General features: G+C 64.6%; 20 protein-coding genes and 1 pseudogene. 8 read left to right on the forward strand and 13 right to left on the reverse strand.

Translation table 11 applies throughout. The features are described 5' to 3' along the window. From ACTHN9_RS09145 to ACTHN9_RS09165, 5 genes and pseudogenes are all read right to left on the reverse strand, one after another. Nucleotides 1–193 (reverse strand): annotated as a pseudogene (locus tag ACTHN9_RS09145) (rod shape-determining protein RodA); the annotation flags it as partial. Between the two features lie 11 nt (nucleotides 194–204). Continuing rightward, nucleotides 205–2,643, reverse strand: a complete 2,439-nt coding sequence (gene mrdA / locus ACTHN9_RS09150) for a penicillin-binding protein 2 (protein WP_440536441.1) — start codon at nucleotides 2,641–2,643, stop codon at nucleotides 205–207. A gap of 45 nt (nucleotides 2,644–2,688) precedes the next feature. Next, on the reverse strand, nucleotides 2,689–3,201 hold the full coding sequence (gene mreD / locus ACTHN9_RS09155) for a rod shape-determining protein MreD (RefSeq protein WP_440536442.1): 513 nt from the start codon (nucleotides 3,199–3,201) through the stop codon (nucleotides 2,689–2,691). After that, nucleotides 3,198–4,304, reverse strand: a complete 1,107-nt coding sequence (gene mreC / locus ACTHN9_RS09160; RefSeq protein ID WP_440536443.1) for a rod shape-determining protein MreC — start codon at nucleotides 4,302–4,304, stop codon at nucleotides 3,198–3,200. Before mreC ends, mreD begins: the two co-directional genes overlap by 4 nt. A gap of 101 nt (nucleotides 4,305–4,405) precedes the next feature. Next, entirely contained in the window at nucleotides 4,406–5,449 is a 1,044-nt protein-coding gene (locus ACTHN9_RS09165; RefSeq protein WP_440536444.1) for a rod shape-determining protein, read from the reverse strand. Between the two features lie 379 nt (nucleotides 5,450–5,828). Here ACTHN9_RS09165 and gatC point away from each other — a divergent pair, with 379 nt between their 5' ends. The 5 genes from gatC (at nucleotide 5,829) to ACTHN9_RS09190 (ending at nucleotide 10,927) form a co-directional block, all read left to right on the forward strand. Then, nucleotides 5,829–6,128, forward strand: coding sequence for an Asp-tRNA(Asn)/Glu-tRNA(Gln) amidotransferase subunit GatC (gene gatC, locus ACTHN9_RS09170; protein WP_440536445.1), 300 nt, complete (start codon nucleotides 5,829–5,831; stop codon nucleotides 6,126–6,128). 30 nt (nucleotides 6,129–6,158) lie between these two features. Further along, nucleotides 6,159–7,661 (forward strand): Asp-tRNA(Asn)/Glu-tRNA(Gln) amidotransferase subunit GatA, encoded by a 1,503-nt coding sequence (gene gatA, locus ACTHN9_RS09175; protein ID WP_440536446.1) that lies wholly within the window; start codon nucleotides 6,159–6,161, stop codon nucleotides 7,659–7,661. After that, nucleotides 7,658–9,133: an Asp-tRNA(Asn)/Glu-tRNA(Gln) amidotransferase subunit GatB gene (gene gatB, locus ACTHN9_RS09180; protein ID WP_440536447.1), complete on the forward strand. Its 1,476-nt coding sequence runs from the start codon at nucleotides 7,658–7,660 to the stop codon at nucleotides 9,131–9,133. The genes gatA and gatB overlap by 4 nt, the downstream gene beginning before the upstream one ends. Before the next feature lie 119 nt (nucleotides 9,134–9,252). Continuing rightward, nucleotides 9,253–10,092 (forward strand): PPK2 family polyphosphate kinase, encoded by an 840-nt coding sequence (locus tag ACTHN9_RS09185; RefSeq protein ID WP_440536448.1) that lies wholly within the window; start codon nucleotides 9,253–9,255, stop codon nucleotides 10,090–10,092. A 58-nt stretch (nucleotides 10,093–10,150) separates the two neighbouring features. Continuing rightward, the gene (locus ACTHN9_RS09190) at nucleotides 10,151–10,927 is read left to right on the forward strand and encodes an exodeoxyribonuclease III (RefSeq protein ID WP_440536449.1); all 777 of its coding nucleotides are present in this window, start codon (nucleotides 10,151–10,153) and stop codon (nucleotides 10,925–10,927) included. 43 nt (nucleotides 10,928–10,970) lie between these two features. On the opposite strand, the gene ACTHN9_RS09195 is transcribed toward ACTHN9_RS09190, so the two are convergent. From ACTHN9_RS09195 to argB, 8 genes are all read right to left on the reverse strand, one after another. Then, nucleotides 10,971–12,650, reverse strand: coding sequence for a carboxylesterase/lipase family protein (locus tag ACTHN9_RS09195; RefSeq protein WP_440536450.1), 1,680 nt, complete (start codon nucleotides 12,648–12,650; stop codon nucleotides 10,971–10,973). Between the two features lie 484 nt (nucleotides 12,651–13,134). Then, a complete protein-coding gene (locus ACTHN9_RS09200) occupies nucleotides 13,135–14,112 on the reverse strand; it encodes a M48 family metallopeptidase (protein ID WP_440536451.1) in 978 nt (325 codons plus the stop codon). Beyond that, nucleotides 14,094–15,380 (reverse strand): AmpG family muropeptide MFS transporter, encoded by a 1,287-nt coding sequence (locus tag ACTHN9_RS09205; protein ID WP_440536465.1) that lies wholly within the window; start codon nucleotides 15,378–15,380, stop codon nucleotides 14,094–14,096. Before ACTHN9_RS09205 ends, ACTHN9_RS09200 begins: the two co-directional genes overlap by 19 nt. Nucleotides 15,381–15,418: 38 nt before the next feature. After that, on the reverse strand, nucleotides 15,419–16,048 hold the full coding sequence (metW, locus tag ACTHN9_RS09210; protein ID WP_440536452.1) for a methionine biosynthesis protein MetW: 630 nt from the start codon (nucleotides 16,046–16,048) through the stop codon (nucleotides 15,419–15,421). Further along, nucleotides 16,045–17,193 carry a homoserine O-succinyltransferase MetX gene (metX, locus tag ACTHN9_RS09215; protein WP_440536453.1) on the reverse strand — a complete coding sequence of 383 codons (1,149 nt, stop codon included), beginning with the start codon at nucleotides 17,191–17,193 and terminating at the stop codon, nucleotides 16,045–16,047. Before metX ends, metW begins: the two co-directional genes overlap by 4 nt. Before the next feature lie 239 nt (nucleotides 17,194–17,432). Beyond that, nucleotides 17,433–18,122 carry a nucleoid occlusion factor SlmA gene (slmA, locus tag ACTHN9_RS09220; protein WP_440536454.1) on the reverse strand — a complete coding sequence of 230 codons (690 nt, stop codon included), beginning with the start codon at nucleotides 18,120–18,122 and terminating at the stop codon, nucleotides 17,433–17,435. Further along, the gene (locus ACTHN9_RS09225) at nucleotides 18,089–18,910 is read right to left on the reverse strand and encodes a pyrimidine 5'-nucleotidase (RefSeq protein ID WP_440536455.1); all 822 of its coding nucleotides are present in this window, start codon (nucleotides 18,908–18,910) and stop codon (nucleotides 18,089–18,091) included. Before ACTHN9_RS09225 ends, slmA begins: the two co-directional genes overlap by 34 nt. A 44-nt stretch (nucleotides 18,911–18,954) precedes the next feature. Then, nucleotides 18,955–19,854 (reverse strand): acetylglutamate kinase, encoded by a 900-nt coding sequence (gene argB, locus ACTHN9_RS09230; RefSeq protein WP_440536456.1) that lies wholly within the window; start codon nucleotides 19,852–19,854, stop codon nucleotides 18,955–18,957. Nucleotides 19,855–20,075: 221 nt separating this feature from the next. On the opposite strand from argB, the gene ACTHN9_RS09235 reads away from it, so the two are divergent. From ACTHN9_RS09235 to ACTHN9_RS09245, 3 genes are read left to right on the forward strand one after another with little or no spacing between them, the layout of a single operon-like run. Next, nucleotides 20,076–20,393: a cysteine-rich CWC family protein gene (locus tag ACTHN9_RS09235; RefSeq protein ID WP_440536457.1), complete on the forward strand. Its 318-nt coding sequence runs from the start codon at nucleotides 20,076–20,078 to the stop codon at nucleotides 20,391–20,393. Nucleotides 20,394–20,399: 6 nt separating this feature from the next. After that, nucleotides 20,400–21,695, forward strand: coding sequence for an ATP-binding protein (locus ACTHN9_RS09240; RefSeq protein ID WP_440536458.1), 1,296 nt, complete (start codon nucleotides 20,400–20,402; stop codon nucleotides 21,693–21,695). Then, nucleotides 21,692–22,234: a response regulator transcription factor gene (locus tag ACTHN9_RS09245; RefSeq protein ID WP_440536459.1), complete on the forward strand. Its 543-nt coding sequence runs from the start codon at nucleotides 21,692–21,694 to the stop codon at nucleotides 22,232–22,234. The genes ACTHN9_RS09240 and ACTHN9_RS09245 overlap by 4 nt, the downstream gene beginning before the upstream one ends. The last annotated feature ends 20 nt before the right edge of the window (nucleotides 22,235–22,254 follow it).

The raw sequence follows: 22,254 nt of genomic DNA on the forward strand, positions 1-22,254 counted from the left end.
CCCACATCAGCACGAACGTCAGCATGATGTTGCGGAGTTGGTCCTCGACCCGTCCAGGCACGTCGATGCTTGCGCTGTACAGCGTGACGATACCGACGCACAACAGCAGAAACACCGTCAGTGCGAGCGGACGATCGAAACCGACGAACATCTTCTTGAAGCGTTCGAGCCAGGCGCGCTTGTCGATAGGCATGCCTCTCTCCGTCATTCGTTGGTGCCGGACGCATCCGGCGTGGCTGCGGCGGACGCGGCCGCGTCTGCGCCGCCTTGACGCGGTACGGCCAGCGTCGCGCTGGCGGCGTGCTCGGGCGGCGGGCGTCGCTTGCGCGGTATGGGCGCGGTGCCCGATGCCGCGCCATTGCGCAAACGGCGCATCGCCGCTACCGCGGAAATCTGCGGCCCCGAGGCCGTCGGGCTGGCGACGGGGGCCGAGGCCGCGCGGGCCATGGACGCCGCGGCCTTTGCCGACGGGGCGACGAAGGGCGAACTCGACCCGACTGCCGCGGGCGGCGCGCTCGACGCCGCGGCCGATTGCGAGGCGGCGACGACATCGGACGCGATCAGCGGCGCCGACGCGTCGTGCGGCGCTTGAGTCGGCACGACAGGCACCGGCAGCGCCTTGAACCCCGCCGCGACTTTGACGGGCGTCGCATTATCGCCCTCGGTGTCGGATGCGCCGATGACGGGCCCGGCGATTGCCTGCGTGGCCGAAGCCGCTTGAGCGACGGCGGCTTGCAGCACGCCGGGCTTGTTTCGCTGGAGCAGGTAATAATCGAGCACGCGACGCACGATCGGACCCGCGACGCTCGCGCCCCAGCCGCCGTTTTCGACGATACAGGCGACGGCGATCGTCGGCTTGTCGGCGGGTGCGAATGCAATGAACAGCGAGTGGTCGCGCAAGCGTTCGGGAATGGAGCCGCCGTGATACTTCGCCCCTTGCAGCGAATAGACCTGCGCCGTCCCGGTCTTGCCGGCCACGAGATACGGCGTATTGCGGAACACTTCGTAGCCCGTGCCCGAGGGGTTGTTGGTCACGGCTTCCATGCCGCGCTTGACGACGTCGATGTCGGCTTGGCTCACGTCGATGCGGCCGCTCTCGTGCGGCACGGTGAGCCGCAAATCGCGCGTGATCGGATTTTCGATTTCCTTCACGAGGTGGGGCCGCATGATGATGCCGTTATCGGCGAGCGTCGCGGTGGCGTGCGCGAGCTGCAGCATCGTGAACGAGTTGTAGCCCTGGCCGATCCCGAGACTGATCGTCTCGCCTTCGTACCAACGCTGTTGCTCGGGCTTGCGGTACGCCTTCCTTTTCCATTCGGTCGACGGCAAGATGCCGCGCGATTCGCCGGCGATGTCGATGCCGGTGAGCTGCCCGAAGCCCCAAGGTTTCATGAATTTTGCGATTGCATCGACGCCCAGATCGTGCGCGAGCATGTAGAAGTAGGTGTCGTTCGACACCATGATCGCGCGGTTCATGTCGATCCAGCCCTGGCCTTGCGGGACGTCGTTGCGGAACGTGTGGCCGCCGAACTGATAAAAGCCGGGATCGTGAAAGCCCCAATCGGGCGTGCGCTTGTGCAGCGTCAACGCGGCGAGCGCCATGAACGGTTTATAGGTCGAGCCGGGCGGGTAGGCGCTGTGCAGCGGCCGGTTCAGCAGCGGGTGATCGGGCGAGTTGTTCAGTTCGTCCCACGTTTGCTGATCGATGCCGTCCACGAACGCATTGGGATCGAAGCTCGGCGCCGACACGAAGGCGAGGACGTCGCCCGTCGACGGCTCGATCGCGACCAGCGCGCCGCGCTTGCCCGCGAACGCTTGCTCGGCCACCTCTTGCAGCCCGATGTCGAGCGATAGCACGAGATTGTTGCCGGGTGTGGCCTGCGTGCGCGATAGCGTGCGCACGGGGCGCCCGCCGGCCGTGACTTCCACTTCCTCGAAACCGGTCAAGCCATGCAGCTCGGCCTCGTAGCTTTGCTCGACCCCGATCTTGCCGATGTAGTCGGTGCCTTTGTAGTTGTTGGCATCGAGACGAGGATCGTAGTGATCGGGATCGCTGTCGTTTTGTTCGCTGACGGCGTCGATCTTTGCTTGATCGCGCTGCGAAATCCGGCCGATATAGCCGATCACGTGCGCGGCCGTGGTGCCGAGCGGATATTGGCGAAACAGCCGGGCGCGGACATCGACGCCGGGAAAGCGGAAACGCTGCGCTGTGAAACGTGCGACTTCCTCGTCGGTGAGCCGCGTGCGAATCGGCAGGCTTTCGAAGTTCTTGGAATCTTCGAGCAGCTTCTTGAAGCGGCGGCGGTCGCGCGCGTCGATCGTCACCACCGTCGCGAGTTGATCGATGACGTGGTCGAGCGTGTCGCTCAGTTTCGACGGCGTGATTTCGAGCGTATAGGCCGAGTAGTTGCGGGCGAGCACCACGCCGTTGCGGTCGGTGATGATGCCGCGGTTGGGGACGATCGGCGCAACCGAGATCCGGTTTTCCTCGGCTTCGAGCGAGTACTTGCTGTAGTGCCAGACCTGCAGAAACAGAAAGCGCAGGATCAAGAGCCCGAAGCAGACGAGCACGAACAAGCCCGCCGCCGCCACGCGGAAGCGGAACTTCGAGAGCTGCTGCTGGGTGTTTTTGAATTCCGTCATGCTTGTGCGCAAGCCGCGCTCAGGAACGCGTCCTCAGTTGGACCCTCAAATGGGCCGCGTATCGTCGGGATCGGCCGGGCGGCGCTGCGGCATGAGCAGCAGCGAGCAGGCGAGCGGCCACAATGCGGCTTCGACGAAACCGTGCACGAGTTGGCCCCAGCCGGGGAACGCGGCACCCGTGAGCAACCGGATCACGAACGGCACCAGTTGCGCGACCACGAGCAGCGGCGCGACCGCGAACACTTGCAAGCCGCGCGGCATCCATAGGACGCGCCGGTGGATCGTGATGGCGCCGTACGAGAGCAGCGTATAGGCGAGCGCATGTTCGCCGAGCAAGCTTGCATCGTGCACATCCATCAGCAGCCCGAGGAAGAACGCGATACCCATGCCGACCTTGCGCGGCTGGTGCACGTTCCAGAACAGCACCACGAGCGCGACGAAGTCGGGTATGCCGATCAGCCGGCCCCACGGCATGAGGTTCAGCAAGAACGCGGCAGCGAGGCTGAACGCGATGAAGTAGGGGTTGACCGGCAGCAGGATGTACTGCGGACGATTCATCGCTGGGCTCCCGAAGCGGCTTGCGGCGCGACCGCACGATGGGCTTTGGCGCCTAGTGCGGCCTTCCCGGCTTTCGCATCTTCCGGCGTGGCCGTCTTGCTCGCGCCTTTATCGGTCGACGGTTTGCCGTCGGACTGGGATTGGCCGGCTTTTTCGTCCGCCTTCGCCGTTTTGTCGGCTGCCTTATCGGCCGCCTTTTCCGCACCCTTCGCGGCTTTCTTGCCCTTCGGTTGCGAAGCGGGCTCCGGCGCTTCGGGGCGCGGCGGGACATCGCTTTGATAGTGGAGCACGAGCACCTCGCGGGCGCCGCACACGGCCGCCACCGGCGCGCAGACGACGCGCGCGAACGCTGTGTCGGCCTGTTTGTCGACGCGTACGACCTTGGCGACGGGCAACCCTTCCGGATAGACGCCGTCGAGCCCGCTCGTGACGAGTTCGTCGCCGGCCACCACATCGGCGCTGATCGGCACGAAGCGCAACTCGAGCGAGTGGCCGGCCGCCGTGCCGTAGACGACGCTACGCAAGCCCGTGCGCACGATCTCGACGGGCACGGCTTGATCCTTATCGGTGAGCAGCGTGACCTCGGACTGCATCGGGAACACGCGCGTGACCTGCCCGATCATGCCGTCCTCGCTAACCACGGGCGAACCGTTCTGCACGCCTTGCTGCGAGCCGCGCCCGATCACGACCTTCTGCGTGAACGGATCGCGCATACCGTATTGCACGTCGGCGGGAATCGATTGCGTCGCGACGTTGCGCGAAAGGTTCAGCAGCGCGCGCAGGTGCGCGTTTTCGGCCGTGAGCGTGGCGACTTGATTGGCCTGCAGCGAAAGCTGGAGATTCTTGGTGACGAGCGTTTGATTCTCGCGCCGCAGGGTGTTGCTCGTCACGGCGAATTGGGCCGCGCCGAGCACGAGATCGCGCGGCAAGAGGGCCGCGCGCTGCAGCGGATAGAGCCCCGCATCGAGCACGGCACGCACGACTTCGAGCGTCTTGAAGCGTGCATCGGAAACCAAGAGCACCAGCGAGAGGACGACGAAGAAGATGAGCCGCGCGAGCGCGGACGGGCCTTGCTTAAATAGAGGCGGCGGACTGTATTCCATGGTCGACGCCGAGAGCGTGAACGTTGGCGGGAGCTTGAGCGGCGCGCATCAGCGCTCGATCCGGGAAGAGCGAGCGGTGCGCGCCAACCACGCTGGCAACGTCACTCGTAGGAGAAGATGCTGCCGAGCTTGTCCATCCGCTCGAGCGCCATGCCGGAGCCGCGCACGACGCACGTGAGCGGATCCTCGGCGACGAGCACGGGCAGACCCGTTTCCTCGGCGAGCAGCCGATCGAGATCGCGCAGCAATGCGCCGCCGCCCGTCAGCATCATCCCGCGTTCCGCGATATCCGCACCCAGTTCGGGCGGCGTTTGTTCGAGCGCGATTTTCACCGACGACACGATCTGATTGAGCGGATCGGTCAGCGCTTCGAGGATTTCGTTGCTCGAAATCGTGAAGCTGCGCGGAATCCCTTCCGACAGATTGCGCCCTTTGACTTCCATTTCCTTGTCTTCGGAGCCCGGGAACGCCGAACCGATTTCCTTTTTGATCGCTTCGGCCGTTTGTTCGCCGATCAGCATGCCGTAGTTGCGGCGGATGTAGTTCACGATCGCTTCGTCGAACTTATCGCCGCCGACGCGCACCGAACCCTTGTAGACGATCCCGCCGAGCGAGATCACGCCGACTTCGGTGGTGCCGCCGCCGATATCGACGACCATCGAGCCCGTCGCTTCCGATACCGGCAGGCCCGCGCCGATCGCGGCTGCCATCGGCTCTTCGATCAGGTAGACCTGCGAGGCGCCGGCGCCGTGGGCCGCTTCCTTGATCGCGCGGCGTTCGACTTGCGTCGAACCGCACGGCACGCAGATGATGATGCGCGGCGAGGGCGAAAACATGCGCGATTCGTGGGCCGTTTTGATGAACTGCTTGATCATCTGCTCGGTGACCGTGAAATCGGCAATGACGCCGTCTTTCATCGGACGGATCGCCTCGATGTTGCCCGGCACCTTGCCGAGCATCTGCTTGGCCTCGCGGCCGACTGCCTGAATGGTTTTCTTCCCGTTCGGGCCGCCTTCTTGACGGATCGACACGACGGAAGGCTCATCGAGGACGATGCCTTTGCCGCGCATGTAGATCAGGGTGTTGGCGGTGCCGAGGTCGATCGCCAGATCGTTGGAGAAGTAGCTGCGCAAAAAGCCGAACATGAAATCCTGTCTCGCGGGAGAGGCCGGGCTTCGCCGTCATGGCGCCGCGCGGCGGCAGAAAAAAATAAAAGCTTCGGGTTCTGAGCGGCTGCCGTTCGAGCGCCGCCACGCGAGCGCGAAGCTGCAATGAATTCGACCGGAGGGCGCGGCACGCGAGGCGGCGGCTTGTTGAGGCGCCGAGTGGCCTGAGGCGGGGCCGGTCCGGGTTTGGTTCGAACGCGTAATGATACCTTATAATTTCGACCTATTTGTAGTAAACGGGCGGTCCTTTTTGCCGTTCCCGGCCCCCTCGCAGAGGGTACGATCCGATGCCCTAACCCCCTGGCGCAACACCGTTTTTTGCCACGTTGCGCTTAAGTCCTTGCTTCCGGTGAAACGCATGGCTTTGACCTTGACCGATGTGAAACGCATCGCCCACCTCGCACGGCTCGAATTGGCCGATGCCGAGGGTGAACATACGCTCGCTCGGCTCAACGAGTTCTTCGGGCTCGTCGAGCAGATGCAGGCCGTGGATACGGCCGGTATCGCGCCGCTCGCGCACCCGATCGAGCAGATCGAGGAGGTTGCGCTGCGTCTGCGCGAGGACGCCGTCACCGAAGCGGTCGATCGCGACGCGAATCAGCGCTGCGCGCCCGCCGTGCAAGAGGGGCTCTATCTGGTCCCGAAGGTGATCGAGTAACCGTCCCAGGCTCTACGGAAAGAAACCGACATGTACGAGAAAAGTTTGAGCGAGCTTGCGAGCGCGCTCGCAAGCCGTGCGACGTCCGCCGTCGAACTGGCGCAGCTGTATCTGAAGCGGATCGACGAGGCCCGCGCGTTGAACGCCTTCATCGAAGTCGATCCCGAACGCACGCTCGCGCAAGCGCGCGAGGCCGACGCGCGGCTCGCCCGCGGCGAGGGCGGCCCACTTACCGGGTTGCCTGTCGCGCACAAGGATGTGTTCGTTACGCGCGGCTGGCATTCGACGGCCGGCTCTAAAATGCTCGCAGGCTACGAAAGCCCGTTCGACGCCACCGTCGTCGAGCGCCTGGCGCGCGCCGGCATGGTGACGCTCGGCAAGACGAACATGGACGAATTCGCGATGGGTTCGTCCAACGAGAACTCGGCGTTCGGCGCCGTGCGCAACCCGTGGGATACGCGCGCCGTGCCGGGCGGCTCGTCGGGCGGTTCGGCCGCCGCCGTGGCCGCGCGTCTCGCGCCGGCCGCGACGGCCACCGATACCGGCGGCTCGATCCGTCAACCCGCGTCGTTCTCCGGCGTGACGGGGATCAAGCCGACCTACGGGCGCGTTTCGCGCTACGGGATGATTGCGTTCGCCTCCTCGCTCGATCAAGGCGGCCCGATGGCGCAAAGCGCCGCCGATTGCGCGCTGCTGCTGGGCACGATGGCCGGCTTCGACGAGCGTGACTCGACAAGCCTGCAACGCCCCGACGAAGATTACACGCGCTTGCTCGGGCAAGCCTTCGCGGCCGACGCGCCCGCGGGCAAACCGCTCGCCGGCCTGCGCATCGGCCTGCCCAAGGAATATTTCGGCGATGGCCTGGCCGCCGATGTGCGCGCCGCGGTCGATACGGCCCTGAAGCAATACGAGGCGCTCGGCGCGACGCTCGTGCCCGTGTCGCTGCCGAAAACGGAACTGTCGATCCCCGTGTATTACGTCATTGCGCCCGCCGAAGCCTCGTCGAACCTTTCGCGCTTCGACGGCGTGCGCTACGGTCACCGGGCAAGCGAGTACCGCGATCTGCTCGACATGTACAAGAAGTCGCGCGCCGAGGGGTTCGGCCCCGAAGTGAAGCGTCGGATTCTGGTCGGCACCTACGTGCTGTCGCACGGTTACTACGACGCTTACTACCTGCAGGCTCAGAAGATCCGCCGCATCATCGCGCAGGACTTTCAGGAAGCCTTCAAGTCTTGCGATTTCATCATGGGCCCGGTCGCGCCCTCGGTGGCGTGGGATATCGGTGCCAAGGGCGACGACCCCGTGCAGATGTATCTGGCCGACATCTACACGCTTTCGGTCAGTCTGGCCGGCCTGCCCGGCATGAGCGTGCCGTGCGGCTTCGGCACGGGCGCGAACGCGGGCCGTCCGGTCGGCCTGCAAATCATCGGCAACTATTTCGACGAAGCCCGTATGCTGCAGATCGCCGATGCGTTCCAGCGCGTAACGGATTGGCACACGCACACGCCGCAAGCGGCGTCGCGGGAGGCATGAACATGGAGTGGGAAGTCGTCATCGGTCTCGAGACGCATGCGCAGTTGTCTACCGTCTCGAAAATTTTCTCGGGCGCGTCGACGCGCTTCGGCGCCGAGCCCAACACGCAAGCATGCGTGGTCGATCTGGCCTTGCCGGGCGTGTTGCCTGTGATGAATCGCGGCGCCGTCGAGCGCGCGATTCGCTTCGGTCTGGCGATCGGCGCGACGATCGCGCCGCGCAGCATCTTCGCCCGCAAGAATTACTTCTACCCGGATCTGCCGAAGGGCTATCAGATCAGCCAATACGAGATCCCTGTCGTCCAAGGCGGCACGATCACGATTGCCGTGCCCGCCAACGAAAAGACGGGCACCGCCGCGTATGAAAAGACGATCAATCTGACGCGCGCGCACCTCGAGGAAGACGCGGGCAAATCGCTGCACGAAGATTTCGCGGGCATGACGGGCATCGACTTGAACCGCGCGGGCACGCCGCTGCTCGAGATCGTCACCGAGCCCGAGATGCGCAGCGCCGCGGAAGCCGTGGCCTATGCGAAGTCGTTGCACGCGCTCGTCGTCTGGCTAGGGATTTGCGACGGCAACATGCAGGAGGGCTCGTTCCGCTGCGACGCGAACGTGTCCGTGCGGCCCGTCGGCCAGAAGGAATTCGGCACGCGCGCCGAAATCAAGAACTTGAACTCGTTCCGCTTTCTCGAAGAAGCGATCCATTACGAAGTGCGCCGTCAGATCGAATTGATCGAAGACGGCGGCACCGTGGTGCAGGAAACGCGTCTGTACGATCCGGATCGTCGCGAAACGCGTTCGATGCGCAGCAAGGAAGACGCGCACGACTATCGCTACTTCCCCGATCCCGATCTGATGCCGCTCGTCATCGACGCCGCCTGGATCGAGCGCGTGAAAGGCGAGATGCCCGAGTTGCCGGCTTCGATGCAGCAGCGCTTCGTCGCGCAATACGGCCTGACGCCCTACGATGCCACGGTGTTGACGGCGAGCAAGGCGATGGCGGGCTACTTCGAAGCCGTGGTGGCGAAGACGGGCCCGGCGCAAGCGAAGGCGGCCGCCAACTGGCTGATGGGGGAAGTGTCGTCGCAACTGAACCGCGACGGCCTCGATATCGGTGCTTGTCCCGTATCCGCCGCGCAGCTTGCCCTCGTCTTGCAGCGGATCGCGGACGGCACGATTTCGAACAAGATCGCCAAGGAAATCTTCCTCGCGATGTGGGACGAAAAGGCAACGGACGAAGGCGCGGCCGATCGCATCATCGAGGCCAAGGGCTTGAAGCAGATTTCGGACACCGGGGCGCTCGAGGCCATCATCGATGAAGTCCTCGCCGCGAACCAAAAATCGGTCGAAGAATTCCGCGCCGGCAAGGAGAAGGCGTTCAACGCGCTGATCGGCCAAGCGATGAAAGCGACGAAGGGCAAGGCCAATCCGCAGCAGGTCAACGAATTGCTCAAGAAGAAGCTTTCCTGAGTCTTTCCCGAATCTTGCTGCGATCGACGACCCTAGCCGGCCAGCGCGAGCAAGCGCCGGCCGGCTAACCCGAGCAAGAGCCGGTACAACGAAGAAGGCACTAGCAGGCACGAGAGGGCATGGGCAAGCGCGCGCAACTGGATGACTATCGAGTGCCGTTTTACGACGGCGACAAAGGCGGCAAGGCGTTCTCGCTTGCCGATTTCGACACGGGCGCCAAGCCTTTCTCGGCCGGTTCGAAGCTGGCCGACCGCGAGCGTCTAGCCGGTTACGCCGCCAAGCTCGACGAGATGCAAGAGCGCTTGCACGCTCAGCGTCGCGAACGCGTGCTGCTCGTCTTGCAAGGCATGGACACGAGCGGCAAGGACGGCACGATTCGCGCCGTCTTTCACGAGGTCGACCCGCTCGGCCTGCGTATCGCCACCTTCCGGGTGCCGACGGTGGATGAAGCCGCGCACGATTTTCTCTGGCGCGTGCACCGGCAGGCGCCCGCTGCGGGCGAGCTGACGATCTTCAACCGCAGCCACTATGAGGACGTACTCGTGCCGCGCATCCGCGGCGAAATCCATGGCGCCGAACTCGCACGCCGATACGCGCATATCCGGCATTTCGAAGCGCTGCTCGCCGATTCGGGCACGGCTATCCTGAAATGTTTCCTACACATCTCAAAGGACGAACAGCGCGAGCGTCTGCAAGCACGGATCGACGACGACACGAAGCATTGGAAGTTCGATCTTGCCGATCTCGAGGCGCGCCAGCATTGGGACGCCTATCAGTCGGCTTACGAACAAGCGCTGGCCGCGACGTCGACCGAGCGCGCGCCGTGGTATGTGATCCCGGCCGATTCGAAATCGCATCGGAACGTGATGGTGGCCGCGTTGCTGTTGCGCGTGTTCGAAGGGTTGAATCTCGCATACCCGCCCGCGAAAGCGTCGCTGCAGGGCATCACGATCAAATGAGAGATGGCCGCGCCGGCTGACCTTTCCATACCAAAATTCACGACAACCAGGACGACCCATGCTGCGAGTAATCACAGCCAACTTGAACGGCATCCGTTCGGCGGCTAAGAAAGGCTTCTTCGAGTGGTTTGGCGAACAGCGCGCGGACATCGTCTGCGTGCAAGAAGTCAAATGCTCGCAAGACGACATGACGCCCGAGTTTCTGGCGCCGCACGGCTTTACCGGATACTTTCAACATGCCGTGAAAAAGGGCTATAGCGGCGCGGGCCTTTACACGCGCCACGAACCGGACGACGTCGTCATCGGGTTCGGCAGCGCGGAATTCGATCCCGAAGGGCGCTACGTCGAGGCGCGTTTCGGCAAGCTCTCGGTGGTTTCGGTGTATGTGCCGTCCGGCTCGAGCGGCGAAGAGCGCCAACAAGCCAAATTCCGCTTCATGGACGAATTCATGCCGCATCTGGCCGCGCTGAGCAAGGAACGCGAAGTGATCGTCTGCGGCGACGTGAACATCGTCCACAAAGAGATCGATATCAAGAATTGGAAAAGCAACCAGAAGAATTCGGGTTGCCTGCCCGAGGAGCGCGCCTGGCTCACGAAGCTGTTCGACGAGGTGGGCTATGTCGACGTGTTCCGCCGGCTGGATACGCGCGCCGAGCAATATACGTGGTGGAGCAACCGCGGCCAGGCTTATGCGAAGAACGTCGGGTGGCGCATCGACTATCAGATCGCGACGGCCGGTGTCGCCGAAACGGCGAAGAGCACGTCGATCTTCCGCGACATCAAGTTCAGCGACCACGCGCCGCTGACGGTCGACTACGGACACTCGTTGAAGTGACCGAGGCGGCCGCGGCGGCGTGCCCAGCCGGTGCGAACCGCGGCTAGCGGCGACTGTGCTCCGGCACCAGCGGATTTTCGGCGTAGTACCGGCGTAGAAATGCGTGCCGCGGCATGTCGAGGTCGGTGATCGTTTTTGTATCCACCGCGATCTGCTGGCGCAGCAGCCCACCCCGCTCTTCGCGAGAAGCCGGCCATTGCGGCAGCGAGCCGTCGTTCGGCGTCCCCGTCTTCACGAATTGCGCCACGTAGCCCGAAAAGATGCGCGAGACGGCGTGGTCCTCCGGCCGCCAAACGAAACGATTCGACAGGGCGAGCGTGCCCAGCGCGTATTTGATCTCCGCGCTGTGCACCGCGCCATCCTCGGGAAGCTGATCGGGCTCGGGATGGCGTTTTTGCGGGCGCTTGTGCGCGTAGTAATAGAAGTACACGGGCGTTCCGCCCGTTTGCCGATGCGCATCCACCCAGCGACGCGTGGCATGGCTGATGAAGATGTCGCTGGCGAGCGACGTGGCCGAACGGCGCACTTCGTCGTCGTCGTTGCCGGGGTAGAGCGCGAGGACATCGGTGGCATAGGGGCCGAACATGCGCTTAAGCGCGGCCCGCCAGTTTTGCGGCGTTGGCGGCTGCGCGTCGAGAATCATCGTATGGGGCGCCTCGTGCGAATTGCTGCCGACGAGCAGCGGCACGCGCGCCTGCGAGCCGGACTCGTACGCCTGCTCGAGCGACTGGGTGAGGAAGTGCCCGTCGATGGACGGCCAGAATAGATGGTCCGGCTTATCTTTGGGGCCGGTGCCGTCCAAGATGGCCTGTGCCGGCATCGCGCGCAAGGCGCTCAGCGATGTCGCGTTCATCCTCCGTGCAAACGCCCCCGCCGCCGTCTCGGCGTCTTCGCGCGACCATACCGTGAGGGGGCCGAACGCCGCGCCGCTTTGCCCGATCGCGCGCGCGAAGAGTCCTTTCGACAACGGCGAGGCCATATGCGCGCTGACGGCCACGGAGCCGGCCGATTCGCCGCCGATCGTCACTTTATCGGGGTCGCCGCCGAACTTGGCGATGTTCTCGCGTACCCACCGCAACGCCGCGTACTGATCGAGCAACCCGTAGTTGCCGGCAGCGCCATGGGGAGATTCGCGCGCCAGTTCCGGCAGCGCCAGGAAACCGAACACGCCGAGCCGGTAGTTGACCGTGACCGTTACCATGCCGCGCGAGGCTAGGGCTGCGCCGTCGTAGCGCGGTTCGGAGCTGTCGCCCGCCGCGAAGCCGCCTCCGTAGAAGTAAACGAGCACCGGCAGTTTTTCGCCGGCCGAAAGCGACGGCGTCCATACGTTTAAAAAAAGGCAATCCTCGCTCATCGTGCGCGAACGGAATTCCATTCGAAATATGGCCAACTGCATGCAGCGCGCGCCGAATTGGCTTGCGTCGCGCACGCCGGCCCACGCCGTCAGCGGTTGCGGCGGTTTCCAGCGAAGCTCGCCGACGGGCGGCGCCGCGTACGGAATGCCCCTGAACGAAAGCAAGGCGGTGTCGTTGACGGAGATCGGGACACCCTCGATCGTGCCGGCCGGCAAATCGACACGCGCCGCCGGCCGATTCGCCGCGGTGCAAAGCGCGGCCGGCAACAGGCACCCGAGCGCCGCCGCGACGAGCGCGGCAGCCGCACCGCGACGCGGCGAGCGTAGGACGGGAATGGATTGAATGAGCGTGATTTTAGTCTTCATCATGATCCTCGGTAGTCATCAAGTCATGAAAACGGACCGCAATTCGCATTGAAGACGCGAATGAATCATCGCCGCCACGAATTCGCGATCGATGGCACGATGAGCATGCTGCTATATCGAATTTATTCGGACCGAATGTAGCTGCGCATTGGGTCGTATCGGCGCCGCACCGACTGGCGAGGGCGTGAGAGGCATTGTGATGTAGAACTTGCCGGCAATCGTCGTAATTCGTTCAAATAAGACCGAACGAATCGCGATTTCAGCTCGAGTGCCGTGTTATCGATGTTTTATGAATGAATTACGCAGTTCTAACCCAATCGGTGCCATTCGAAATCGATTGAGTCGGGTGCGGTCGTTTCGATGCGGATTGGGCGACTCGATCAATCGGGGTGGCCGCGGCTCGATGCCGAACGCTGCCCCGATTGCGCGACGCAACTCGGGATTCGGGACTCGCGACGGCGGACTTGCGTACCCGGCCGCGCCGCGGTCAGGGCCGTGTCGAGCGCCCCGCGTCGAGCGGGCTGGCCTTGTATGCGGACGCGGGCGTAGTCGCGACCGCGCGGGCCTTCTCGTACAGTGCGAGCATGTCGGGTAGGCGCTTGACGAGGTCGTGCCGTCGCTCGGCGCTGTAGGGATGGATGGCGATGAAGCCGCCGTCTTTCTCGCCGCGCGCGGCGATGGCGAGCTTGTCCCAAAGCGTGAGCGCGGCGCGCGGATCGAAGCCGGCACGCGCGGCGATGTCGGTGCCGATCACGTCGGCTTCCGTTTCGTCCGTCGCGTCGAACTCGAACTTGGCGAGCGGGGCGGCGGGGGCCGGCGCCGACGCTTCGCCGAATTCGGCAACCCCGAACAGCCTTGACAGCGCCACCGCGCCGAGCGGGACCTGCTGCTCGCCAAGCTGTTCGCGAACTTGCTCGCGCAGCGCATGCGCCATCTCGTGGCCGGTCAGCATCGCGAGTTCGTCCTCGGTGAGATTCATGCGATCGAGCAGCCCGCTATAGACGACGAGCTTGCCGCCGGGAAAGCTGACCATGCGCACGTCGCGCGAGCGCACGATGTTGACTTCCCATTGCCAATTCTTGGCGCGGTCGCTCCATTTCGCCGCGAGCGGCGCGAGCTTGTCGATTAGCGTTTGGAACCGCCGCACGCGCGTATCGTCGGCCGGGAGCAAGCGGCCTTCGCGGCGGGCGGCGTCCATGAGCCGGCCGTATTCGGCGATCGACTGCGCTTCGACGACAGGCGGCGCCACAGGGTTGCGGAATAGATGCGGTTCACCGATCCGGATCGGTACGCGAGGGCCTGGCTCGGCGACGACGGTCGACGCCGCGAGCGCGGGCGGCGCGCCGACACCTGCGCCTGCCGCCGAGGCGGGCACGAGTGCCGCCCGCCAGACGAGCGCTAGCGCGAAGGCGAACATCATCGGGCGCGGCACGCGAGCTTGGGCCGCTAGTTGCGTTGACGCCACGGGGCGATCCTCGGCAACAGCACCATGCCGGGCGCCGCCAGTGCGGCGCAAACGAGAAAGTAATCGAACCAGCCGATCTTGGCGACGACAAAGCCGCTTGCGGCCGAGGCTAGCGTGCGCGGTACCGAGGCCAGGCTCGTGAACAACGCGAATTGGGTGGCGGTGTAGCGCGGATCGGTGGTGCTCGCGATATAAGCCGTGAAAGCCGCGAGGGTGAGGCCCGTGGCGAAGGTCTCGAACCCGTAGATCAGCGCGAGTGCGGCGGGCGACGGACCGATCTTCGCGAGCCACGCGAAGCCGAGCGTGGACAAGATCTGCACGAAGCCGAAGATCCACAGCCCGCGCGCGATGCCGATCTTCACGAGCCAGGCGCCGCCGACAATCCCGCCCGCGAGGCTCGCCCAGAACGCGGTCGTTTTCGCGATCACGCCGATCTGCGTCTTGTCGAAGCCCAGATCGAGGAAGAACGACGTCGACAGCGTGGTGGCCATCGTATCGCCGAGCTTGTAGAGGAAGATGAACGAGAGGACGAGCACAGCAGCGGCAAGCCCGTCGCGCGAAACGAATTCGGCGAGCGGCAAAACGAGGGCTTCGCGCAGATTCTTCGGCGGCGCACCGTGCATTTGCGGCTCGCTCACGACGAGCGTCAGCACCATGCCCGGCAGCATGAAGACCGCCGTCACGGCGAACACGGCCGTCCACGGCAGGTGATCGGAGAGAATCAGCGAGAGCGAGCCCGGGACGAGCGCGGCGACCTTATACGCATTCACGTGCACGGCGTTGCCGAGCCCTTGCTCGGTATCCGCAAGCAACTCGCGTCGGTAGGCATCGATGACGATGTCTTGGCTCGCGCCGAAAAACGCGACGAGTGCCGTCAACGCGGCGACGGTCCAGATTGCTTCGCGCGGAGAGACGAAGCCGAGCGAGGCGATCGCGCCGGCCACGAGCAACTGCGTGGCGAGCATCCAGCCGCGACGGCGCCCGGGGCGCCAGAACGGGAGCCTCGGGACGTAGCGATCCATGAGCGGCGCCCAGACGAATTTCCACGTATACGGAAATTGGATCAGCGCAAACAGGCCGATCTCTTTGAGATTGACGCCTTCGGAGCGCAACCAGGCCTGCACGAGGTAGACGAGCGTAAACAGCGGCAATCCCGAGGTGAAGCCCAGGAAGACGCAGATGAGCATGTGCCGGTTCAGGAACGCACGCCAGCCAGGGTGCGCCTCGTGAGCGCTCAAGGCGGCGCTTTCGTGCGGCGGGGGCGGGATGTCTCGTTTGATGGTCGGCCTCTTTCGACGCGGCGCGTTCAACGAGGCGCGACCCCGTTCGGGCCGCGTCTCACGCGATAGACCGCAAGACTACCACGCCAGTTCGCTCCCCAACGGACCGCGCGTCCGCCATGCAGCGCGACGCGGTCGAGGATTTCGATGCCGACTTCGGGTGCCAGCGCTTCGAAGTCCCGAATCGTCAGCACGCGGACGTTCGGGGTGTTGTGCCACTGGTAGGGCAGCGATTTCGAGACGGGCATGCGCCCTTGCAGCACCGATAGCCGGTGCGGCCAGTAGCCGAAGTTCGGGAACGAAACGATGCACTCCTTGCCCACCCTGACCGTTTCGCGCAGGATCGCCGCCGTTTGATGGATGGTCTGCAACGTCTGCGAGAGGATCGCGAAATCGAAGCTCGCATCTTCGAATAGGCGCAGGCCGTCCTCGAGATTTTGTTGAATGACGTTCACGCCTTGCTTCACGCAGGCGAGCACGCCCGCATCGTTGATCTCGATGCCGTAGCCGGTCACGCCGAGTTCTTCGGACAACAGAGCGAGCAGGCTGCCGTCGCCGCAGCCCAGATCGAGAACGGTCGCGTTCGGTTCGACCCAACGCGCGATCGCCCGGAAATCGGCTCGCGCCGTAAGGAAATCGATGGCGGCCTGATTCATGCGCGAACCTCCTCGGCAATCCGTTCGTAATAGGCGCGCACGACGTTGTGGTAGCGCGCGTCGTCGAGCAAGAACGCGTCGTGGCCGTGCGGCGCGTCGATTTCGGCGTACGTGACACGCCGTTTGTGATCGAGCAGCGCCTTGACCAGCTCGCGCGAGCGGGTGGGGGCGAAACGCCAGTCGGTCGTGAAGCTGGCCACGAGATACTGGGCGCGCGTATGCGCGAGCGCCGCCGTGAGATCGCCGTCGAACGCCTTGGCCGGATCGAAGTAATCGAGCGCGCGCGTGATCAGCAAATACGTGTTCGCGTCGAAGTAGTCGGCGAACTTGTCGCCCTGATAGCGCAGGTACGATTCGACCTCGAACTCGACGTCGAAGCTGAAGCGGTAGTCGTCGTCGGCCCCGTCTGCCGGGCGGCGCAGCGCGCGTCCGAACTTGGTGGCCATGTCGTCGTCGGACAGATACGTGATGTGGCCGATCATGCGGGCGACGCGCAGGCCGCGCCGCGGCTTCACGCCGTGCGCATAATAATCGCCGCCGTGAAAGTCGGGGTCGGACAGGATGGCCGAACGTGCCACTTCGTTGAATGCGATGTTTTGCGCGGAGAGCTTCGGGGTGGACGCGACGATAACGCAATGGCCGACGCGGTCCGGATACATGAGGCTCCAAGCAAGCGCCTGCATGCCGCCGAGGCTACCGCCCATGACGGCGGCGAACCGTTCGATGCCGAAGGCATCGGCCACGCGCGCCTGCGTATGCACCCAATCTTCCACCGTCACGACCGGAAAGCGTGCGCCGTAGGGTTGGCCCGTGGCGGGATCGAGGCTCATCGGGCCCGTCGAGCCGAAGCACGAGCCGAGATTGTTGACGCCGATGACGAAAAACCGATTGGTATCGAGCGGCTTACCGGGCCCGACCATGTTGTCCCACCAGCCGACGTTCTTCGGCTCGTCGGCGTACACACCGGCTACATGATGCGAGGCGTTCAGTGCATGGCAAACGAGCACCGCGTTCGAGCGCGCGGCATTGAGCGTGCCGTACGTTTCGACCATGAGGTCGTAACCGGCCAGCGATGCGCCGCTGCTCAATGCGAGCGGCTCGGGGAAGTGCATACGTTGTGGAGCGACGATGCCGATCGATTCCATGTATTCCGCCTTCTGACAGGGGCGGCTAAACGGTGTCGGCGAGGCGCGGGAGAATGACAGCGCGCGGCTGACGACCTCTTTAGCCGCATTTATAGTGAACCCGAGCCCAGCTCGGATTCGCGCGCCCGCAATCGAGTCGACAAATCGGCGCGCCGCCCTTCGCGATCCCGGCCAAACGCCGAGGATGACTTCGCTTAAGGCAATAGAGGGCAAAGGATAGCGGAAATTGCGATAACGCGCTATTGAAGAATCAAGCGCAACTGTGCATCCGCATGCTCGGCCGGCGCCCGTGTGAAGCCGCTGCGCGCGTACCGGTGCCAACGCCCCACGACGTAGCTCACGAGCAAGTTTGCTCGCACGGCGGGGTCGTAATCGGCCGGCAGCGGCGCGGCGGCCGTTTCGCCGCTCGCCCCGGCGGCCGTCGCCTGGTTCGACTCCATCAGTGCGATGCGCAGGCACTGCTTGATCGACGCTTCGACGCGCTCGAGCATGTGCGAGACGCGCTCGGCCAGCCGCGCATGTTCGCCGACGAGCGCTTCTCCCGTCAGCACACGTGTCATGCCGGGGTTCTTCGCGGCGAAATTGAGCAGCATCAGACCGATCGCGCGCGCTTGCAGCACGCCGTCCGGCTCTTTTTCCGCGATTTGATTGATGAGACCGAAGAACGTGGCCTCGATGAACTCGATCAGCGCTTCGAACATTTGCGCCTTGCTCGCGAATTGGCGGTAGAGCGCGGCTTCCGAGACGCCCAGTCGCGCAGCGAGCGCGGCGGTCGTGATCTTCTCGATTTTGGGGGCCTCGAGCATGGCCGCGAGCGTCTGAAGAATATGCACGCGCCGCTCGCCCGGCTTCATGCGCGGTGCGCGCGCGGCGCTCGTCGGCTGCGTTTCGCCGTCTAAACCGGCGTCTTGCTCTCGAATCGGCTCCATCTGCGCCCCGCGTCGTGACCCGTTCGGAGCGATTTTAGCGAACGAATGCGACGATCGACATAGTGCGGTCGTCCGCTACCGGGAAAAGGTGGGTTTTTCCCCGCGGGGCGGATCGGCTTCGGAAGATGTCCGACGATCCAGACGGTGCCGATCCCGAGCCGTTTGTAGCGCTTAAGGTGCGAGCGCGTGTCCTCGACGAGGATCGCGTCTTGCATCGGTACGCGCGCGTCGCGCAGCACGCGCCGCAGCATCGTCAGATCCGGTTTGGCGTGCCAGGCGCCGCGGCGGCGCATGTGTTCGATCGCGATCACCCGCTCGAACACGCGCTCGATCCCAAGTTCGCGCAGCACCGCGCGCGCGTACGTTTCCGGTGCGTTCGTCAAAATGAGCTTGCGGCCGGGCAGGCGGGCGAGCAGCCGGGCCAGCCCGCGCTCGGCGCGCACCATGGCCGGCAAATCGGGGAACGTGTGGACGACGCGCAGGAAATCTTGCGGATCGATCGGATGGTGGCGTGCGAGCCCGAGCAGCGTCGCGCCGTAGCGCCGCGTGTAGCCTACCCGCAGCCCGTCCGCCTCGGCCGTTTCGACGCGCAGCGCATCGACGATATAGCGGGTCATCGCCGCGTTGATCGCCGGAAAAATCGAATGCGAGGCGTGATGCAGCGTGTTGTCGAGATCGAACAGCCAAACCGGGCCGCCTGCGCGCGGGCGCACTCGTGGACGCGGGCGGGAGATCGGGGACGAGGGCATCGAGCGGGAAACGGGGGAAGGGCGCGCGGGCCGTCGCATCCGGGCCGGCGGCGTGGCCGCCCGTGCCTGGACGCGCGGCTCGCTCAGTGCGAGCGGATCATCGTACCGAACGGTTGCTCGGTCAGAATTTCGAGCAGCACCGAATGCTCGATACGGCCATCGATGATGTGGACCGACCGCACGCCGCTCTTGGCGGCATCGAGCGCCGAAGCGATCTTCGGCAGCATGCCGCCCGAAATCGTGCCGTCTTCGAACAATGCGTCGATTTCGCGTGCCGACAGATCTGTGAGCAGGTTGCCCGACTTATCCATGACGCCGGGGATGTTCGTCATCATCACGAGCTTTTCGGCATTCAGGACAACGGCGAGCTTGCCCGCTACCAGGTCGGCATTGATGTTGTACGACAGGCCGTCTTCGCCGAAGCCGATGGGCGAAATCACGGGAATGAAGGCGTCGTCTTGCAACGCGCGCACCACAGCCGGATTGATCGATTCGACTTCGCCGACTTGCCCGATGTCGACGTATTGGCCCGGGTTGTCGCGGTCGGGCATCATCAGCTTGCGGGCATGGATGAGGCCGCCGTCCTTGCCGGTCAAGCCCACCGCGTGGCCGCCGAAGTGATTGATGAGCGTGACGATGTCTTGCTGCACCTCGCCGCCGAGCACCCATTCGACGACTTCCATCGTCTCTTCGTCGGTCACGCGCATACCTTGGATGAACGTGCCTTGCTTGCCGATCTTCTTGAGCGCCTGATCGATCTGCGGGCCGCCGCCGTGGACGATGACCGGATTGATGCCCACGAGCTTGAGCAAAATCACGTCGCGCGCGAAGCCTTGCTTCAGGCGTTCTTCGGTCATCGCATTGCCGCCGTATTTGATGACGACGGTTTTGCCGTGATATTGGCGGATATAAGGCAAGGCCTCGGCCAGAATTTCAGCTTTCAGCGTGGGCGCGATCTGGGAGAGGTCGAGAGGCTCTGACATGGCGGCAAGCTCGGCGGGCAACGGTTCAAACGGGGGGCGGCGAAAACAGGCGGAATTGTACAGGACTGCGCCGCTCGGCCGCGGTTTTTGGTCGCAGTGCGCGTATGACGCGCCGTTTCTTTGACAAAGATGCATGCGGCGTGCCGAGAACGCTGGCATCATGGGCCAATCGTGTTGTTTTTACAACGTTTTTTGCTCGGGGCCGCCTAGGCGGCGCTTTCATGGACGTCCAACCGCTTTCGTCGCAGTCCGATTCGAGTGCCCGCTGCCCGCGTTGCGGCGGCGGCCTCGACTGCGGCAGCGCGACCCGGCCGTTCGACTGCTGGTGCGCGCGTCTGCCGTCGTTGCGAGCGTTGCCGGCGCAGCGAGCAAAGGCGCACGTATCGTCCGGGGCGCAAGACGCAGCCGCTGCGCCCACCCGTTGCCTCTGTCCGGCTTGCTACGCGCAAGCGCTGGCCACCTCGGGCGCCTCGGGCGAGACGCGCGGCTCGGGCGGCGTAGGCGATGCGGACTGCGCGCGCGACCACTCAACGGGCTAGACATCGATGCACCGTATTACGAATACCGGCCGTATGAACCTCGGGCACCTATTTTGGCTGCGCTGCCTGGCGATCATCGGGCAACTTGTCACGATCGCCGTCGTCCAGACGTTCTTCGGCGTGACGCTCCCATTGCCGGCAATGCTGATCATCATCGCGCTCGAAGCGATCTTCAACGCGGCGACGTGGATCCGCGTGTCGAGCGCGCGGCCCGAAACCGATTTGGAGCTGCTCGGACAACTGTGGGTCGATCTCGGCGCGCTATCGGCGCTGCTGTTTTTGTCGGGCGGCACGACGAACCCGTTCGTTTCCCTGTATCTGCCGTCGCTCGCGATCGCGGCGGCCGTGCTTCCCTGGCGCCACATGATCTGGCTCGCGATCTTCGCGATGTCTTGCTATATCGCGCTCGGATTCGATTCGGTTCCGCTCAACATGGACAACCCGGCGAACTTGTTCGATTACTACCGCACCGGGATGTGGGTGAACTTCATGGTGAGCGTCGGGCTCATCGCGTGGTTCGTCGCGCGGATGTCCAGCGCGCTGCGCCAGCGCGACGCCGCGCTCGGCGATGCGCAGCAGCGCCTGTTGCGCGACGAGCGGGCCGTAGCGCTCGGCGTGCAGGCGGCCACCGTCGCGCACGAGATGGGCACGCCGCTGTCGACTATCGCCATGGTGACCGAGGAGTTGCGCGAGGCGGCGCGACGCGACGCGGCGCTCGGGCCGTACGCCGACGATTTCATGCTGCTCGAGCAGCAGATGACGCTGTGCACGTCCGCGCTCGCGCGCTTGCGCAGCCGCGCGTCGGTCTCGCCTTCGCGCGAGCGGCTCGATAGCTGGCTCGGGAGTTTTTGCGAACAGTGGCGTCTGCGCCATCCGCACGTGAAATTCGTACGGCTCGGCACGGCGGCCCACGACGTATGGCTCGACGAGACGGCCGCCGTGGGCCAGATCTTGACGATCTTGCTCGACAACGCGGCGCGCGCGAGCAGCGATCGCGTGACGCTGGCCGCCGCCGTGGCGGACGGCTTCATCGAATTCGAAGTTTGCGATTCGGGGCCGGGCATTTCGCCGGCGCTGCGCACGAAGCTGGGCAGCGCACCCGTCGATAGCACGCAGGGCGGGCATGGCGTCGGCCTTTATCTCGCCTTCGCGGCGGCGGCGCGGCTGAACGGATCGATCGAATTGTTCGACGGCGAACCGCGCGGCACGCGTGTCGTGCTGCGCGTGCCGGCGGCAAAGGACGACGGCGAGCCGCGGCGCGGCGAGTCCACTTCATCGAATACCAAGGAGAAGGAACTATGAGCGGCAACCAATTTCTCGTCATCGACGACGACGAGGTGTTCTCGGGCATCTTGGCGCGCGGGCTCACGCGCCGCGGTTTTACCACGCTTCAAGCGCACAACGCCGAAGAGGCGATCAGCCTGGCCAATCAGCATCGGTTCGATTTCATTACGGTCGATTTGCATTTGGGCAGCGATTCGGGTTTGAACCTCGTCGCGCCGCTGCGCGATCTGCAGCCCGATGCGCGGATGCTCGTCCTGACCGGCTACGCGAGCATCGCGACGGCCGTGCAGGCGGTGAAGGACGGCGCCGACAACTATCTAGCCAAACCGGCGAACGTCGAGTCGATTCTCGGGGCGTTGCAGACCGAGGCCAGCGAAGCGCAAGCCGAGGCCGCGATCGAGCATCCGACGCTGCTGTCGGTGGCGCGGCTCGAGTGGGAGCACATTCAGCGGGCGCTGGCCGAGAACGGCGGCAACATTTCCGCCACGGCGCGGGCGCTGAACATGCATCGGCGCACGTTGCAGCGCAAGCTCGCGAAGCGGCCGGTGAAGCAATAGAAGCAAAGGCAGCAAAAGCA

Origin of the sequence: Trinickia sp., assembly GCF_051953405.1 — a bacterium.
In the GTDB taxonomy this organism is placed as follows: domain Bacteria; phylum Pseudomonadota; class Gammaproteobacteria; order Burkholderiales; family Burkholderiaceae; genus Trinickia.